Source organism: Paenibacillus shenyangensis (assembly GCF_000346635.1).
Taxonomy (GTDB): Bacteria; Bacillota; Bacilli; order Paenibacillales; family Paenibacillaceae; genus Saccharibacillus; species Saccharibacillus dauci.
Genome location: NZ_AOIG01000005.1, coordinates 118,475 through 135,825, shown reverse-complemented (window position 1 = coordinate 135,825; position 17,351 = coordinate 118,475). Strand labels below are relative to the sequence as shown.

Sequence of the window (17,351 nt, the reverse complement as noted above, 5' to 3'; positions counted from 1 at the left end):
ATGACCAGTAATGGAACACGATCATTATTACAAATTAAACACGGGGGTACTTGATTCATGATGAAGAAAAAGACAGTACTTATTCTACTGTTCGCAATGACACTGCTGCTTGCAGCATGCGGACAAAAAGCTGACAATACAGCAGCTACTACAGGCGCTGATACCAAAGCAGGCACGGAAGCAGGAACAACAGGTGAACAGACACTCAAAGTAGCTACTCTGATTCCGCCAATGACTGATATTCTGGATATCGTGAAGCCACTGCTCCAAAAAGACGGCATCAATCTGGAAGTTGTCGTATTGTCTGACAATGTACAGCCCAATGATGCACTAGCAAACAAAGAAGTAGATGCTAACTTTTTCCAGCATGTTCCTTACATGAAGCAATATAACGAAAGCAAAGGCTCCAATTTGGTCGCGATCCAGCCGATCTACGATGCGATCTATGGCGCATATTCCAAAAAGTACAAGAGCATTGACCAGCTGCCGGAAGGCGCAGTGATCGCTATTGCCAATGATCCATCCAATATCGGACGTTCCCTGCAGATGCTTGCACAGGCAGGTATGATTACGCTCAAAGACGGCGTAGGCATGAATGCGACACAAGCGGATATTACATCCAATCCCAAAAAGTTTGAATTCAAGGAAGTCGATCTGCTGATGCTGGCTCGTATGTACGACGAAGCCGATCTGGTTGCCATGACTCCAGCGTATGCCAAGCCGCTGAACCTGACTCCGGTCAAGGATGCACTGGTAACGGAAAAAGCAGATTCTACATTTGCGATTACACTGGTTGCCCGTGAAGATAACAAAGACTCCGCAGCGATCCAGAAGCTCAAAGAGCATATGGCCGGTCCGGAAGTGAAGAAATTCCTGGAAGACAATTACTCGGATATCGCTGTACCTGCATTCAAGTAACATCAGCTGATACAGCAGATGTTGATTCATATGTTGGATCAGCATCTGCACAATAACGCCATAGTCACAAAACCAGAAAGGCTGTTCCCGCGACCGATAATAAACAGGTCAGCAGGAACAGCCTTTCTGGTCAATCTCCCTGGATAATACAGCAGTACCCGGTAAAGGAACTTGCTGTTCAAGCTACGAATCGAACTAAGTATACATCTGGTGGATTACTGCACAGCCTTAACATTCAATCACGCTGTGCTTTTTTGCTTGCGCGGCCATAGGGTGTAGCTAAAGCTGATCACAAAGTCGATAGCCAGCACAATCGCCCATACCCGGATTACCGAGTTCAGTACAACAGTCCGAGAAGCATCGTCTACATACCAGATCATGAACAGCAGCAGTGCATTACCGACAATCCATGAGATCAGATGCATCATCCAGCCGGTACGTTCATGGCGGGCATGCTCGCGTCCGTACAGTTTTTGCGGCTTCTGCCCATCGGCGAACCGATAAGCGAACCGTTCATCCGCCCAGCGGATCATCCGGTGTCCATAAGCGAGCGACACCCCGATATACACAGCAGCAATACCGTGCGCCATCGTGGCGGTAGCTCCATTGCGCAGATCCATAAAGGCTGCAATGAGCAGAACCAGATCAATCAGCGGCGTACAGATCAGCAGAAATGTACTCAGGCGCTTGGCTCCGAGAACATACCGTGCGGCCAGACCGCCGATAACAAATACCCAGAATAACACTTCACACGCTACAATCAGGTAAGCAATCATTCCCTATCTCCCTTTCGTTAAACAATGAATGAAGTTCTCTTATCTGCAATAATTGTAACGCAGCCATGCCATGCAGCCCCATACACCGACAGGATGATTTTGAGAATGGAAAGGGTAAACCTGCTGATGGAGGAGGACTCTTTTGTTTTCCATGCCGGGGAGGAGAGCGCAAAAAATAGCTAAAAGAAGAGCCTTAAATGACCACTGGATGAAAATCCCATCTGCCCGGTTTCTTTGTCGGCAAACTGTGCTATAATAAGTCCGAACTTTATTGTAAGCGTTATCTTTTTATTTGCATGCTTCCTTAACATAATCTCTGACTATTGAACAGGAGGATTCCCCCATGGCTCTCGGAACAAGTATGATCATACGTTTACAGATGGATAAGAAACAGGTGACTTTTGGCGAAGTAGCCGGTGCAATCGGGGAAGCGGGCGGCGACGTAGTTGCGATTGACGTTATTCATGCCAGCCCGGAGAGTACGACTCGTGACCTGACGGTCAATCTGCCGGAGAGTGTGCGTGAGATGATCCTGCAATCGGTAGGTGCTTTGACCGGCGTCAAAGTAGTCAACGTCTCGGACCGTACCTTCCTGGCGCATCTGGGTGGTAAAATCGAGATCCAGCCCAAGACTCCGGTCAAAAACCGTGAAGATCTGTCCCATGTCTATACACCGGGGGTAGCCAAAGTGTGTATGGCTATTCACGAAGATAAGCAAAAAGCCTTTTCCCTGACGGTTAAACGCAATATGGTCGCTGTGGTCTCGGATGGTACCGCCGTACTCGGTCTGGGCGATATCGGTCCTGAAGCCGCTATGCCGGTGATGGAAGGTAAAGCGATGCTGTTCAAGCAGTTTGCCGATGTGGATGCATTTCCAATCTGTCTGAACACTACCGATACGGAAGAAATTATCAATGCGGTGAAATGGATGGCGCCTACATTTGGCGGGATCAATCTGGAAGATATTAGCTCGCCTCGTTGCTTTGAGATTGAGCGCAGATTGACAGAGGAGCTGGATATTCCTGTATTCCACGATGATCAGCATGGTACGGCAGTAGTTGTACTGGCAGGTCTGCTTAATGCCCTGCGCATCGTCGGCAAATCGCTGGAGACTGCCAAGATTGTCGTACTCGGTGTAGGCGCTGCAGGTGCAGCCTGTGTGAAAATGCTGCTGTCTGCAGGTGCCCGCAATCTGATCGCCGTCGATCGCTGCGGTGCGCTGGTCGCAGACGAAGAGTATCCGCATGAGATGTGGAACTGGATCGCTGCCAATAGCAATCCCGACAAGCTCCGCGGTGATCTGACCGAAGTCATCCAGGGAGCCGATGTATTCGTTGGTGTCTCGCGTCCGGGTCTGCTGAGTATTAATCATATTCAGACCATGGCGGAAGACCGGATCGTATTCGCGATGGCAAATCCCGATCCCGAGATCGATCCGGAAGTCGCTGAGCCTTATGTACGTGTACTGGCTACCGGACGCAGCGATTATCCGAATCAGATCAATAACGTGCTGTGTTTCCCGGGCATTTTCCGTGGTGCTCTGGACTGCCGGGCCAGCGTAATTAATGAAGCGATGAAAGTTGCTGCTGCGAAAGCGATCGCTTCGGTAGTCAAGGAAGACGAGCTGAATGAGCTGTATATTATTCCGGGGGTATTTAACGATCAGGTCGTGAAGCTGGTACGTGATGGTGTAATCCGCGCAGCTATTGAGACGGGTGTAGCCCGCCGTGTACCGCAAGAATATCGTTAAACAGATGGGGAAAAGAACGATATAGGATGATGAACAGAATTATGCATGATGTATATAGGACTATGTATAATGCATACAGAGCTATGTATGATTCGTATTCTATTCGTAAAGGAAGAAGCCGGAGAACAGGAGAGATGCCTGTTTTTCGGCTTCTTCTTTGTATCAGAGGGTACTTTCAGGTTACAAGTATTTGTTTACTAATTTCCAAAAAAAGGTGTAGGTCAACGTCTCTTTATCTACACGCTCTACAAAGTATGCTTTCGTTCATACAATAATGAATCCTGGTAAATCGTTTCAAGGATATAAATCATACAGCTGACAATTCCATCTTTACAGAGCAGCTAATTTGCTGAGGCTATAGGTTGCGGTTGTTTTGGCTAGTCCTTCAGCGCTAATCGTGAAATAGAGCGTATCCCCTTTTTGTTTGATAAAAGTCAGACCATCACCCGCTCCCATGGGTCCAGAGTCGAGTTTGACGAGTTCTTGTTGTTTGGGTGTAAGCAGCTGATCGAACAGGATTACGCTTTTGCCGGTTTTGCGACTAATCAGTTGCAGCTGGCGATCTCCTGCATTACGGATCAGTATCATAGCATCGTCGATAGCTTCGATGCTATACAGCTGGTTTTTTCCTTTACCGGCAAGATCAAGCAGATTGATCGTCTCCAGCACGTTGCCAGTGCCGTCTTCGATAATACGCAGTTTTTGGCCGTCATTCAGGACTATCCTATTATTGTAACTGTCCACACGATCAGTACTTCCCCAGTTAAAGTCTACGCTGGTTCTGCGAATGACCTGTCCTTTTTTAAGCAGAACCTGAAACAGCTGGCTGTTGATATGAGGTTCGCCGTAGGAATCATTGACCGTAATCAACAACAGCCCTTTGGGTGTAGAACGAATATTGATATCGCTCAGATCCAGACTGGCGTTCAGAGAGGTTAATTTGATCGGCTTGTTGTTGCCAACAGTGCTGAATATATCACCGTTTGCTTTGGTAACCGTGTAGGTTACACCTTTATACACTTTGCTAACACTGGAATAATCGTGGATATCAGACGCTTTAACGGTATGGGTAGCAGGATCATACCCATCGTATTTGCCACCGAGTGCCTGTACAGCAAATTTAAAAGGCACATACATGTCCATCTCTTCGGAATTTGGATTTTTTTTCAGAAAAGCAGCACCTTCCATGGTAACCTTTTTACCATCCAGCATAGCGATTTTACTGCCGTCGCGGACTCCAATTTTTTTGGACCAGCCGTTGAATCCGGCACGCTTGCCGGTAGAATCCAGTGAGTATTCCAGACCGGCCATCATAGCTGTAAATTTGAATTCGATATAGGGTACGCCGTTACGTATAATCACAGGGAGCTGTTGATTATAGCCAGAATCGTCGTCTCCATAGTAGATCCATTCGTACTTCGTTTCTGTGGTAGCGGCCTGTACCGTTTGGGGAGAAGCAGTGGGAAGCAGAAGAGCAGATGACAGCAATAAAGTAGTCAGTATTTTTTTATTTATCCTAATCATTCCTTTCCTGCAGTATAAATTCAGCATTTATATTCGCCATGAACGTATTCATTCGTTCTATCGTTTGATAGGAGCCTGAAGAAATGGAATTTTACATCAAACATTCAGCCAGCTCATCAGATCAATCCAGTTTATCCAGATTGTACGTGGTTTTTACGGTTCCTTTATCAAAATCAGCGTAAGTAAAGTATAGGGTATTGCCCACACGCTTGGTGAAGTCAATCCGGTCGCCACCGCTCATTGGTCCTATATCTTCTTCAACGCCCTGCTGTTGTTCGTGAGTTAGGAACTGCTGATACAACAGCACACTATTTCCGTTCTTCCGGTTGATTAGCTGAAGCTGGTGATCTCGGGCATTGCGAATCAACAGCATATCCTGATCGATCGCTTCCACACTGTATTTCTGATCTTTGCCTTTGCCAGCCAGCTCTACGAGGTTCAGGGTTTGCAATACTTTGCCGGTACCATCTTCGATAATACGAAGATTCGTGCCATCGTTCATGACGAGCTTGTTATCATAGCTATTCACTGTATTGCTGCGTCCCCAACCGTAATCAACACTTGTCTGCCGGACCAGCTTGCCATCTCTGAACAGCAGTTGGAACTGCTGGCTGTTAATATGCGGCTCTCCATACGAATCATTCACCGTGATCAGCAGCAGACCGCCTGGCGTAGAGCGAAATTCCATACCTGTGGAATCTAACCCCGTCTGAATAGAAGCCAGTTTGACCGGATCTTGTTTGCCCCGACTGGCATACAGGTCGCCGTTCAGCTTGGTCAGGGTATAGGTAGTTCCTTTGTATACATCCGTAACGACCTCATAGGTATGCATATCGTTGATCTGATAAGTATTATGCTGAGCATTGGGACTAACCAGCTTGCCGTCCAGTGCCTGCGCGGCGAACCGTAAAGGAACATAGATGGAAGAAGTATCCGTTTTCTTGTCTTTGCGAATGAGAGCCGGTGCTTGCATAGTTACAATTTTACCGTCCAGCATGGCGGTTTTGCTACCATCACGAACCGCGAATTTCTTATTCCAGCCGTTATAAGAAGCGCGCTTGCCAGAAGCATCTATTTTGAGTTCCAGTCCCAGCGAACTGGGGTAATAGCCGATATTCACATAGTTGACCCCGTTACGAACGAGAAGAGTCTCCGAAAATTCACTGGTATAACCACCCCCGGCATAATGAAGAATGAGCTGCGGGGAGCTGGCTGCCTGTACAGAAGCTGGAGATATCGGCAGTAATAGTGCCGAGGAAAGTGCCAGAGTGATCCATGCTTTTTTGTTCATGATGACAAATCCTTTCATTATACAAGGTAAATATTATATGTTTTACAATTATATGGACGAAAGAATGCTTATAAAGTTGCAACATGGTCAATTGGGATGGCACATTAGAAATATCTATTTCGTAGAGCAATGCGTAGCGGAGAGAAAGCAGCAAAGATATATGGTATACATATATAGATCAATAACAGCAGGAGAGTGAGACAATCCAATAGCAGATAGAGAAGGGAGGCCATACGATGAATAAGCCGAAAAATGATGGTTCTGATATCGATCACGCAAAGCGGAACAAGCACGACAATCCTGCTCAGAGCACAAAGCAGCACAATCCACGCCTTGCTGCACGGAAGCGTAATGGAAATTCTGCTGTACCCGAAATGCCGGAAATCAGTGGAGGTCATACGGCCTCGAAGTCTCTATTCTGGAAGGATGATAAGGTAGAGAATAACGCTGCTGATCCGGTTCAGCTGTCTGGGCAGGTTGGTACGTTATACCGCGGTGACATCGTCAGTAGCAGCTATCGTCCTCATTTTCAGGCGTATTATTACAAGCAGTGGACCAATTACGAGATGGCCTATCATCATCACCCTTCGACCGAAATCATGTATATGATCTCGGGAAGCTGCCGGATTGAGCTTCAGATTGAACGAGCGTCTGTGTATCAACAGAAATGCTCGCCAGCAGAGAAGAGCTGGATACAATCCGAATCGGTATACCTTCACAAAGGGCAATTCATCGTGATTGATGCCAGTGTCCCGCATCGGCTGATTGTCCCGCCGGATTCCACCTGCCGGATGCTAAATATTGAATTTGGTCTTGTATCTTCCAGCAGTGATTCTTCGCTGCTGCATGACATGATCCATGAAGAAAAGGAGCTGTCTGCGCTGCTCCTGGAACCAAAAGACTATTATGTACTATCTGATCCCGAAGAAGTCTATTACACACTCAAATCACTTGTACTGGAGCTGGATCAGCAGCGGCCATCTCCGATGCTGGGTGATCTGCTGTTTGCCCAGCTACTCGTACGTATCGCCCGTCTATATGCAGAGACGCAGCTGAGCAGTCTGCCGCAGAGCGAATCGTATGTCCGGCGCAGCATTCAGTTTATGCACCAGAATTACGATCGTTCGATCCGGATGGATCAGATCGCTGCTGCAGTGAATGTGCATCCCGGTTATCTGCATCGTATTTTCAAAAAGCATATGCAAATTACCCCGACTGCCTATCTGAACGATCTTCGCATGGACAAGGCGATGATGCTGCTCAGCCAGACCGATATTCCGATCCCGGAAATTGCCGATTACGTAGGCATTGCGAGCCGTCAGTATTTTCACCTATTGTTCAAAAAGCATACCGGCGCTACACCTGCTGATTATCGCAATCAATCCGATCGATTTGTGAGAGATTACGCTAGTTCCGATGATTGATAACCGAACACTCCAACGATGTATCTACAGCTGACCAGGAATAAAGGTTAGGATTTTTGACACCTTTATTCCAAAACGGTCATGATATTGATAACGCTTACTTCCTGATCAAAAGTAGAATATAAACAAGCCAAGTCAGCATGTATTCGAAGATGAAAATGGAGGGTATATCATGTCATTCAAAGTTGCTTTTGTCGGTGCAGGCAGTATCGGTTTTACCCGCGGATTGCTGCGCGATCTGCTCACTGTGTCAGAGTTCAGCGATATCGAGATCGCCTTTACGGATATCAGCCAGCATAATCTGGAGATGGTGACCGAGCTGTGCCAGCGGGATATTCGTGAAAATGGACGGTCTATTACAATTCAGTCCACCACGGATCGGCGTGAAGCGCTCCAAGATGCCAAATACGTCATCTGTACCATTCGAGTCGGTGGGCTGGAAGCTTTTGCCACCGATGTAGATATTCCGCTCAAATACGGAGTGGATCAGTGTGTAGGGGACACGCTCTCTGCCGGCGGCATTATGTACGGTCAGCGCGGAATCACCGAGATGCTGAATATCTGCCGGGATATTCGCGAAGTGGCTGCAGAAGATGTATTGCTGCTTAACTATTCCAATCCGATGGCGATGCTAACCTGGGCATGCAATGTGTACGGCGGAGTGAACACTGTGGGATTATGTCATGGTGTACAGCATGGTCACCATCAGATTGCCGAAGTGTACGGTCTGGACAAAAAGGACGTGGATATCATCTGCGCGGGTATCAATCACCAGACCTGGTATATCCAGGCGACGCATAAAGGCGAGGATCTGACAGCCGGTCTGCTGGAAGCTTTTGAAAAACATCCGGAATACAGCCGTACCGAGAAAGTACGGATCGATATGCTGCGCCGATTCGGCTATTACAGTACCGAATCCAATGGGCATCTAAGTGAATATGTGCCATGGTACCGCAAGCGTCCAGAGGAGATTGGCGACTGGATCGATCTGAATAACTGGATCAATGGCGAGACCGGCGGCTACCTGCGGGTATGTACCGAGGGACGGAACTGGTTTGAGACCGATTTCCCCAATTGGATGAAAGAAGAGCCCAAACGATTTGTTCCGGAAGAGCGCAGTGAAGAGCATGGTTCGTATATTATCGAAGGACTGGAGACCGGACGCGTATACCGTGGACATTTTAATGTGATCAATAATGGTATTATCGCCAATCTGCCGGACGATGCAGTTATCGAAGCGCCGGGCTATGTCGATCGTAACGGTATCTCCATGCCGCATGTCGGCAAGCTGCCGCTTGGTCCTGCAGCTGTGTGTAATGTCAGTATCTCCGTGCAGCGGCTGGCGGTTGAAGCGGCTGTACAGGGAGATGATCAGCTGCTGCGTCAGGCTTTTCTCATGGACCCGCTTGTCGGCGCTGTATGTAACCCGCCGGAGATCTGGCAGATGGTCGACGAGATGCTCGTCGCCGGTGAAGCCTGGCTGCCCCAGTATGGTGAAGCTATCGCAGCCGCCAAACAGCGTCAGGCCGCAGGCAATCTAATCCCGACTAGAGAGTACGAAGGTGCTGCTCGTCTCAAAGTAAAAACAGTCGAAGAGATGCAGCAGGATCGCGATGCCGCTACCCGTAATGCCGGTGAAGCCGACAAAGGCAAAGACCGCGAGAAAGTGCAGCAATAATAGGAACACCATATTCGGCAGACCGCGAGCAAGAGGCGGTCTGCCGATTTTGTTATATAATGAAGCCTTGCAAGCGTCATAGTATTCCCATATGCTTTGACATCGCCAATTGATGTCCGTATAATCAGAATTTGACTAAATGGCAATATCTTGCATTTCATTTTAGACGCTGCACAAAGGAGACAGACATGTGAAGAAATTAGTGATTATTGCTTCGACTGCAGCAGCTGCTGTGCTGCTTATTTTCTTGCTCTACCCACAGTTCTCATCTCGTAGTGATACTGTCGTATCTATAGACAAAAACGATCCGGTGCACTTGTCACAAACAGTACCGGCAAGCCCGGCAGCCACCGAAATACCATCATTGCATCATGATGTACCAACTCCTTACCAACCAGTGTTAATAGAGGAAAGTAGTCACTTCGGGACAGGAAGCTATACCGGTACATTTACCTGTACTGCCCAAAATCGCAACGCGATCGATGTCACAGTGACCAACAAGGGAACATCTCCTGTGCTATTCAAAGTCTCACAAAACGACAATGACTTTGGCTATATCAAGCTGGCCAGCAAAGCGAAATTAACCCGTACCTTTCATTCCACACCTGCTGGAGACATCAGCGGTAATTGGAGAGTCTATGTAACTAATGATACCGGTGCCTATATGAACTTGCAGATCACTGCCGGCCAGTTCAAGGAAAGCAGTTAACATTCCGTTCTTTCCGTGGAAAAGTCCAAAAAATGCTCATGTGCTGCATATTCAAACTTCTATTCCCGTCCAGCCATTACATATACAGCAAGCAAGAGCCATATAAGCAATAACAACAGCAATAAGAGTAAAAGCAAGAGTAATAGCAAAAATAATAACAATCACAACGAAATTAATAAAAAGCCCATTATAAAACAACCATTAACAAATAAGCGCCGACTAAAGTATGCAATTGCACAAAACGGAAGAAAGGAAATAAGAGCCAGGACGACCTTTAAGCCTGGAGATCCCCTGTGGCTGTTTCCCATTCAGGATCTCCAGGCTTAACCGGAGGACAGGCTCTTATTCCTTTCTGGAGTGGATGAATTCCCAAGCAAATAAATGCTGAAGCGACCGAAGCGACCTACTCTGCTTAACCTACATAAAGCCCCCATTCCCAAGTGCTAACACCCTCCTCCTAGTACTCTAGCCGAATCGTCCATATATAACGATGGTATTCACGCATCTCCCTCTCCACATGGAAAAAAGTGACAACCGGATAACAAATATTTAATACAAATTATCAGAATATTGATATACGTATCCATCCAAAAACTTTACGCTTAATGTAGATAGGTATTGGTGAAATACAATCTAGCAGGTAACCAGCCTGCAACGTATACAATCAGATGCTGAAATATAGCGGCATCCGGTTCCAAGGAGGAGAGTATTCATATGTCCCAATCAACCGAAAACAAGATCAAATGGGGAATTATCGGCACAGGCGGTATCTCCAATAAATTCGTGGCTGACCTGCCGCACAGCAGCAATGGCGTCGCTTATGCCGTTAGCTCCCGCAGCCAGGAAAGCGCCGATGCATTTGCCGGCAAATACAATATCCCCAACGCGTACGACAGCTATGATAAAATGCTGCAGGACCCGGAAGTGGATGTTATCTATGTAGGAACGCCACATCCATTACATAAGCAGAACGTGCTGGATGCCCTGAATGCAGGCAAGCATGTACTGTGCGAGAAACCTTTTACCATCAATGCGGGTGAACTGGAAGAAGTCATCGCTCTGGCAAGAGAGAAAAAGCTGTTCCTGATGGAAGGAATGTGGACTCGTTTCCTGCCGCCGATCCGTCGCGCACGCGAGTGGATCCGTGATGGCAAGATCGGTGAAGTACGTCTGGTCAAAGCGGACTTTGGCTTCCGGATTGGCTGGGACCCGGAGAGTCGTCTGCTCAATCCCGAACTTGGTGGCGGGGCGCTGCTGGATGCCGGAATTTATCCGGTTTCATTTGCCTCGATGGTACTGGGTGCCAAGCCTACCGAAGTATTCAGTACGGCACATATTGGTGAGACCGGAGTAGATGAGCAGTTCTCGATCCTGCTTGGTTACGAAGGCGGCCGTGCCGCGACACTAAACGGTGCTGTTCGTCTCGGCTTCCCAAATGAAGCGTATGTACATGGTACAGAAGGTTATATCTATCTGCCGCAATTCCTGTTCGGCGCGTCAGCGTCGCTGTTTGTAGGTGGAGAAGAAGTGGAGACGTTCAACGACGACCGCGATGCCGAAGGTTATGCTTTTGAAGCCGAAGAAGTCGGCAAGCTGATTCGCGAAGGCAAACTGGAAAGCGATGTAATCCCACTGGAAGAGTCCCTGGATATTATGCGCCTATTGGACAAAGTCCGCAGCCAGTGGGGACTGAAGTATCCGGGCGAGCAATAAGCCGGGTAGCCAGCTGACCGAATCATGCTTATAAGGTTAACGGCAAATGTGATAACTGCAATCGTACACTGACATATACAGTTGAACACCAAAAACAATCCCTTATCGTCCAACATAAAGGGATTGTTTTTGGCATATCATCGCTTGGCATTCTATTATAGAGAAAAAGGCGTGAATTACATATGCAAGCAAATAAAGTTCAGGAATACCATTCTGATCAATGGGCTAAATTGGAATCTTTTCTTCATAAAACAGGCACTTTGTACAGGCAAAATATGCTGCAGGATTCATCCCGGAGAAATTATGCAATCTATACCTATTCAGAGCACCAAATAAATGGATTATTGATAAGTTGGCATAATTCCTTTCATCCCTATGCCGACTATATTACGCTTATCCTTGATCCGGAAGATCGGAATGACCAGGCAGCAGGTCTGCTGCTGGATGAAGCTATAAAGCGATCTGCCAAATCCTATCTGCAAGTGTCGATCCAGCAAGATGGCGATCCAGAGCCTGAATTTTATAAAAGCCGCCAATTCATGGAGGTCAGACGTACTTACACTTCGACTCTTGATATACAGGAAGCAATACAAGCTATACCGCCAACAGAATATACCGAGCATTACAAGGCGCTTTCTATCCTGAACCTCCGGGATTGGCAACAACATGACCCGGATTATTCTCGTCTGGCCCAGAGGGTATATGATGACTACAGAAGGGTACATACGATTAATCCACCAGCTCCTCTGGATATCCGAAAGTGGACAGAGCTTCTGCAGGCAGACGATATCATACAAGAGGGAAGTTATATTGCCTATAGTCCGCACAGGGATGAGATACGGGGTTATGCTTTGATGCATGAATCAGAAGCGGAGAACTGTGTAGAACTGGGATGGTCCGATCAGGGGGATACTAATGGATTGAGGTTCTCTCTTGTTCAGCAGCAGCTGCATCATGCCTGGCAGCAGGGCTATGTATGCGCCGAGATGGAGATAGACAATACAGATCCTGAGAGAATGGAGTTGCTGACTCTGCTTCCTTTTCATTCCTCTCCAGCGCTTATCACCTATCAGTACCGAAAGTAAGAAAGACAACAAAGCATCTGGCGACAGATACATATTTACACTTTTGCATGACAAAAACCAAGTCCACAGTATCCGCAAACTGTGAACTTGGTTTTTCTTTTACATGGATTATTTCAGACCTTCCGCCATTTTGATCAGTTCTTCCTTCGATAGGGACGGGTCATCTGTCGTCAGGTTGAATGTCGTATGCACCTTGCCTTGATCATCCGGCTGGGATGCCCAGTTCAAATATTGGGCAAGTCCCGGTTCCGGGTTGGCAGAGAATTCCAGAGATTGATTCGGCGTTGTACTGTAGAACATTTTGCCTTTGCTGGAATGTACTATGGACAGACTGGAATCTTTGGAGTTCTCAAAAGATATATTATTACTGTCAGAATGAATCATGGAAAAGTAAGAGAGCTGAATAGTTTTACCTGATGGTGAACTATAAATCAGCATAGGTACTTGTAAAGAACGATCTGTATCATCTTCCGGAGGTACTGGTGTCCAGGCATAATCTCGCAGCGGATGAGCTGCCTTGTTTTCCAGCAGATTCGTGATCAGATGTACCTGCTTTTTCTTGTCATTCACATGGGCACCGCTTATATAGTACTCATCCAGACCATAAGCGAACTTGTATCCCTCCGGTACATAGCTCGGTGTAGCCACCGGCCCTGTGATAGGTTGTATGGCTGGGTACCAGCTGTCAATTTCCGAGAATTTATGCGGCTGATTAACGATAACCGTCGACCCCATATAAGCCATGGCGTTAAATTTGCTGCTGTGCACATAAGCCGATTGCCCGGGAGCCAGCTGGGAGCGCACTTCACTAACAATCTTTCGAATATCGTTAGTCTGTTCTGGCGTAATGGGTTCCAAGTTATCGATCTTGTAAGAAATAATAGAATTTCCGGTTGTGATGGAATAAGCCATGTTCGCTGCATAGGTGCCACCGCCCAGCACAGTGATGCCAAGAACTAGCAGTACAGCCATCTGCCATTGGTAATACCGTCCGCGTGGTTTGCGAACTTTGGCTGCAGAGGTATATTTGCGGTAGCGGGTCTGCTTTTGCCGCTTGGCGGCGTACTGATCAAACAGCTGCTCAATTCCTGCATCCATTTCCGGTGGAGCAGTTATCGTATGCACATTGCCGGACAGAACCGTCTGCAAATGCTGCTCCAGCCGTGTATTCTGCTGTTCCTTATTCATAGGGATTCCCCTCTCTCCGTATAGTATCGGGTCAACTGTTTCAGTTTGTCAGGATCTTTGCGCAATCTGGCTATAGCTTGATGGTGTCTGGATTTGGCTGTACCGAGCGGGATATCCAGCACATCCGCAACTTCCTGGAAAGAATACTCTTGATAGTAACGCATAATCACAACACTTCTCAGTTTGGAGGGCAGCTCTTGAACCAGGCTTAGCAGCTCATGTTCGCTCTCCTGCCGGATCACGGTTGTCTCTGCACCGCTTTGTGTTATAGGTTCATCCTCACGGGAGGCAGTTGTTCGCAAATGGAGCCGGAAGCGGCGCCACAATTTGCGATTCCAGTTGGAGGTCTGGGCGACGATCAGACCATTCAACCACTTTTGAAAAGGTTTGTCTGTATTATAGTTCTGCAGCGACCGGAAAAGGGCCATGTATACTTCACTTACTACGTCAGCAGCATCTTCGCGCCGATTCACCAGCAGCAGCACGGTTCGGTAAATGTAATCTTTGTATGTCGCATAAAATGTACGAAATGCGTCACGGTCTCCCTGTTCCATCTGATGCAGGCAATCCTGCAATTCCAGCTCATTCATCGTCGTGCTCACCTCCTGATATGTATACTCTATATTGGTCCGCTATGCGAAAAAGGTTCGGTTTTGGAGAAAAATAATATTTTAGCCTGTCATAAAACAGATAGATCTACTCCAGCCGGGGCTATTTATATATTTTTTTGCTAAATATGTATATTGTTTGATAGAAACCTGCGATTTTGGTTGAAATACATAATAGAAACATCCTCGTTTTACATTACGCTGATCTCCTTTTACACAATACAGGATTTTATCCACTTATTTGGCAGGTTGCCTGACTACTTTCTGCTTTCGGTGAGACACTCCGGGAACGCAGTGGACCGCCTTGATCCCTAATCCTTTTGACTTGAGGTGTATTCAATGAACACAATGAATGCAAGCGTTAACAAATGGGTAGGTTCGCTGCTTATTCTCGCTGCTCTGGCAGTCTACATTATTTTCCAGACCCGGATGGCGGTGATGACAGGTGTCGTACTGCTGGCTGCGGGGGTTGTTATTAGCCTGCTCACCATTCCACGCGAACAGCGAATTCAGCGGGCTGCCTTTTACGTTGTAGCGATTCCGGTGTTTTATTTTATTCGTGCGTTTATGTAACTGCCTGTAATGACTATAAATCATCAAGAATGAACGAGCTGCGCAGACAGTAGGTGTACCAACATCACAAGTAAATTAAAGTAAAGCTTATTTCGAGCTTGTACCAAAGAAAGCCTGATCGTCAGAAGTACTGACCGATCAGGCTTTCTTTGGCATCTTCTGTCTATATCATCGTATCTGTTTTCCCTGTCTATCGGACAGTACGCACCTGCCCAAAGGCATTCCTGCTAGACAGACATGGGCAAATGTCTGATAAAGTTCTCGTGGGCGAACCCTCGCACCTGTTCTTCCGTATAATGTTTGAGCAGCTCATCAATCAAGCGCTGCGTCTGACCTGCATGCTCCAGTCCCTGAATATGTGTGTAGATCCCGTCAAAATCCGAACCCAGACCGATATGCTGTACCCCGCCCAGTGCACAGAAATGATCGATATGTGTAATCAGCTGCGAAATAGTGACAATCTCGGTATCCTGTACAAAGTAGGGACAGTACACGACATGCACCATTGCCTGCCGACCAAACATAGCCAGCGCCTGTTCATCGGTCAGATTGCGTGGATGATCGAGCAGGGCGCGTGCATTGGAGTGACTGGCGATAGGGTGATCGGCGATTTCGATAACATCCCAGAAAGCACGCTCGCACAGATGACTCACATCGGTTAGCATATTATATTTGTTGTACATGGTGACCAGTTCCCTGCCAAAAGTCGTCAGTCCCGCTCCACGTGGTTCCAGTGCGCCATCTGCTGCCAGATTGGCATAATTCCAGGTGAGTCCTACCGAACACACGCCGAGCCGGTAGAGCAGATGCATTTTGTGCAGATCATTACCGATCGGATCGACACCTTCGAGTGTTAGTAATGCACCGATCTGACCAGGCTGTAATCTGGAAATCTGGCTCCAGTCGGTGATATGTACGATTTCCGGATGCTTTTCCAGTACTTCGGCATAGAAATAATGGATCTGATCCAGACAGGACTGGAACTTTAGCGGATCCGGCAGCTCAGGATCTACGAATACGGCATATCCCTGCAGACGTACCTGTCCCTCTAGTAGACGATTACGATTGGTCTCCAATTCTGGTGCATCTGTATAGTGAAGCTTGCCACCGGATTCCCATATCTTATATAATGCATCACAATGAAGATCGATAACATGCATGCTGCCCAGCCTCCCTAACTATTATTTGGAATATATTGTTTCTAATTACAACATATAAAGACGAGATGGTAAAGGGAGCCGCATAGCCGGGTATAAGAAGAGAGAGCCAGCAAAGATTCCACCAAAGTGAATTTCAAAAAAAGAAAGGCAGGGATGACTGCGATAGTTGAAGCCGTACGGTTGGTTTGCCTATCCCGTTATCCTGTATCCATACATTCGAGGTGCAGCATGAGAAAATGGTATCAACCTATACAATCCCTGGGACGACGATTGTTTGATAAAGATCATGATAACCGGATCAAGTGGGCAGAAATCTACCTGGCTGTAGGCGGAGTATTGCATCGTACATTGGTAGAGGTGCCGCGCCGCCGCGCTGCTGTTCGGCGTCAGCAGCACGATCTTCCGGTCTCCCGTATCCGAGAGACACCGCTACTGCCAGGCGATATTATTTACACCCCCAGCTCTGAATCGACCTATTACGCCGGACATATGGGCATACTTGGACTGGATGGACGTGTATATCATGTGCATCCGTTTGGCCCGGTATTCTCGGACACGGTAGAATGGTATATCAAGCGCTTCTATGTAGGTGACCGGTTCGTCGTATTCCGCTCCAGACAGCCAGAGGCAGGAGAGCAGGCGGCCCGCTGGGCGCAGGAGCATTATCGGCAGGTGACAGCTTACCGGCTCCATACCGGTCTGGATAATGTTCAGCACAATTATTGCTCCAAGTTCATTTATCAGGCGTACCTGTTCACCAGCGGGATCGATATCTGGGCCAAAGGAAGAACAAAGACGCGGCAGGGTTACATTTATCCCTTCCGTATCGTGAAGTCGAAGGAGCTGGACATGATCGCCAGCTACTACCGCGAAGCACCTGCCAACCCGTAAAAATAAGCTGCAGCGTCTCTAATAGACACTGCAGCTTATTTTGATTACGAGTATAGTCTGTTT

At 47.4% G+C, this 17,351-nt stretch carries 15 protein-coding genes and 1 pseudogene; 10 read left to right on the top strand and 6 right to left on the bottom strand.

Annotated features, from left to right (window positions below; all coding sequences use genetic code 11):
* Nucleotides 1–60 precede the first annotated feature (60 nt).
* Nucleotides 61–918 (top strand): MetQ/NlpA family ABC transporter substrate-binding protein, encoded by an 858-nt coding sequence (locus tag H065_RS0103665; protein ID WP_152425798.1) that lies wholly within the window; start codon nt 61–63, stop codon nt 916–918.
* Nucleotides 919–1,157: 239 nt separating this feature from the next.
* Here the strand turns inward: H065_RS0103665 and H065_RS0103660 are convergent, their stop codons facing one another.
* Nucleotides 1,158–1,694, bottom strand: a complete 537-nt coding sequence (locus H065_RS0103660; protein ID WP_017811664.1) for a hypothetical protein — start codon at nt 1,692–1,694, stop codon at nt 1,158–1,160.
* Between the two features lie 343 nt (nt 1,695–2,037).
* Between H065_RS0103660 and H065_RS0103655 the strand changes: the two genes are divergently transcribed.
* Together H065_RS0103655 and H065_RS28535 are read left to right on the top strand one after the other, a co-directional pair.
* Nucleotides 2,038–3,444 (top strand): NAD-dependent malic enzyme, encoded by a 1,407-nt coding sequence (locus tag H065_RS0103655; RefSeq protein ID WP_017811663.1) that lies wholly within the window; start codon nt 2,038–2,040, stop codon nt 3,442–3,444.
* A gap of 420 nt (nt 3,445–3,864) precedes the next feature.
* A complete protein-coding gene (locus H065_RS28535) occupies nt 3,865–4,383 on the top strand; it encodes a poly-gamma-glutamate hydrolase family protein (protein WP_443146856.1) in 519 nt (172 codons plus the stop codon).
* A 132-nt stretch (nt 4,384–4,515) separates the two neighbouring features.
* Here the strand turns inward: H065_RS28535 and H065_RS28530 are convergent.
* Together H065_RS28530 and H065_RS0103645 are read right to left on the bottom strand one after the other, a co-directional pair.
* Nucleotides 4,516–4,968, bottom strand: a pseudogene (locus H065_RS28530) (stalk domain-containing protein); the annotation flags it as partial.
* A 121-nt stretch (nt 4,969–5,089) separates the two neighbouring features.
* Entirely contained in the window at nt 5,090–6,259 is a 1,170-nt protein-coding gene (locus H065_RS0103645) for a stalk domain-containing protein (protein ID WP_017811661.1), read from the bottom strand.
* Between the two features lie 236 nt (nt 6,260–6,495).
* On the opposite strand from H065_RS0103645, the gene H065_RS0103635 reads away from it, so the two are divergent.
* The 5 genes from H065_RS0103635 (at nt 6,496) to H065_RS0103615 (ending at nt 12,868) form a co-directional block, all read left to right on the top strand.
* Nucleotides 6,496–7,683 carry an AraC family transcriptional regulator gene (locus H065_RS0103635; RefSeq protein WP_017811659.1) on the top strand — a complete coding sequence of 396 codons (1,188 nt, stop codon included), beginning with the start codon at nt 6,496–6,498 and terminating at the stop codon, nt 7,681–7,683.
* Between the two features lie 172 nt (nt 7,684–7,855).
* A complete protein-coding gene (locus H065_RS0103630; RefSeq protein WP_017811658.1) occupies nt 7,856–9,361 on the top strand; it encodes an alpha-glucosidase/alpha-galactosidase in 1,506 nt (501 codons plus the stop codon).
* A gap of 190 nt (nt 9,362–9,551) precedes the next feature.
* Nucleotides 9,552–10,070 carry a hypothetical protein gene (locus H065_RS0103625; RefSeq protein WP_017811657.1) on the top strand — a complete coding sequence of 173 codons (519 nt, stop codon included), beginning with the start codon at nt 9,552–9,554 and terminating at the stop codon, nt 10,068–10,070.
* Between the two features lie 714 nt (nt 10,071–10,784).
* Nucleotides 10,785–11,783 carry a Gfo/Idh/MocA family protein gene (locus tag H065_RS0103620; protein ID WP_017811656.1) on the top strand — a complete coding sequence of 333 codons (999 nt, stop codon included), beginning with the start codon at nt 10,785–10,787 and terminating at the stop codon, nt 11,781–11,783.
* A 344-nt stretch (nt 11,784–12,127) separates the two neighbouring features.
* Nucleotides 12,128–12,868 (top strand): hypothetical protein, encoded by a 741-nt coding sequence (locus tag H065_RS0103615; RefSeq protein ID WP_152425792.1) that lies wholly within the window; start codon nt 12,128–12,130, stop codon nt 12,866–12,868.
* Between the two features lie 108 nt (nt 12,869–12,976).
* Here H065_RS0103615 and H065_RS0103610 read toward each other — a convergent pair whose 3' ends face one another.
* Nucleotides 12,977–14,056: a hypothetical protein gene (locus tag H065_RS0103610; RefSeq protein WP_017811654.1), complete on the bottom strand. Its 1,080-nt coding sequence runs from the start codon at nt 14,054–14,056 to the stop codon at nt 12,977–12,979.
* Nucleotides 14,053–14,646 (bottom strand): sigma-70 family RNA polymerase sigma factor, encoded by a 594-nt coding sequence (locus H065_RS25135; RefSeq protein WP_017811653.1) that lies wholly within the window; start codon nt 14,644–14,646, stop codon nt 14,053–14,055. Before H065_RS25135 ends, H065_RS0103610 begins: the two co-directional genes overlap by 4 nt.
* A gap of 357 nt (nt 14,647–15,003) precedes the next feature.
* Between H065_RS25135 and H065_RS0103600 the strand changes: the two genes are divergently transcribed.
* Complete coding sequence (locus H065_RS0103600) at nt 15,004–15,237, top strand: hypothetical protein (protein ID WP_017811652.1); 234 nt, start codon at nt 15,004–15,006, stop codon at nt 15,235–15,237.
* A 227-nt stretch (nt 15,238–15,464) separates the two neighbouring features.
* Here the strand turns inward: H065_RS0103600 and H065_RS0103595 are convergent, their stop codons facing one another.
* Nucleotides 15,465–16,397 (bottom strand): dipeptidase, encoded by a 933-nt coding sequence (locus H065_RS0103595; RefSeq protein ID WP_017811651.1) that lies wholly within the window; start codon nt 16,395–16,397, stop codon nt 15,465–15,467.
* 228 nt (nt 16,398–16,625) lie between these two features.
* Between H065_RS0103595 and H065_RS0103590 the strand changes: the two genes are divergently transcribed.
* Complete coding sequence (locus H065_RS0103590) at nt 16,626–17,288, top strand: C40 family peptidase (RefSeq protein WP_051058682.1); 663 nt, start codon at nt 16,626–16,628, stop codon at nt 17,286–17,288.
* The last annotated feature ends 63 nt before the right edge of the window (nt 17,289–17,351 follow it).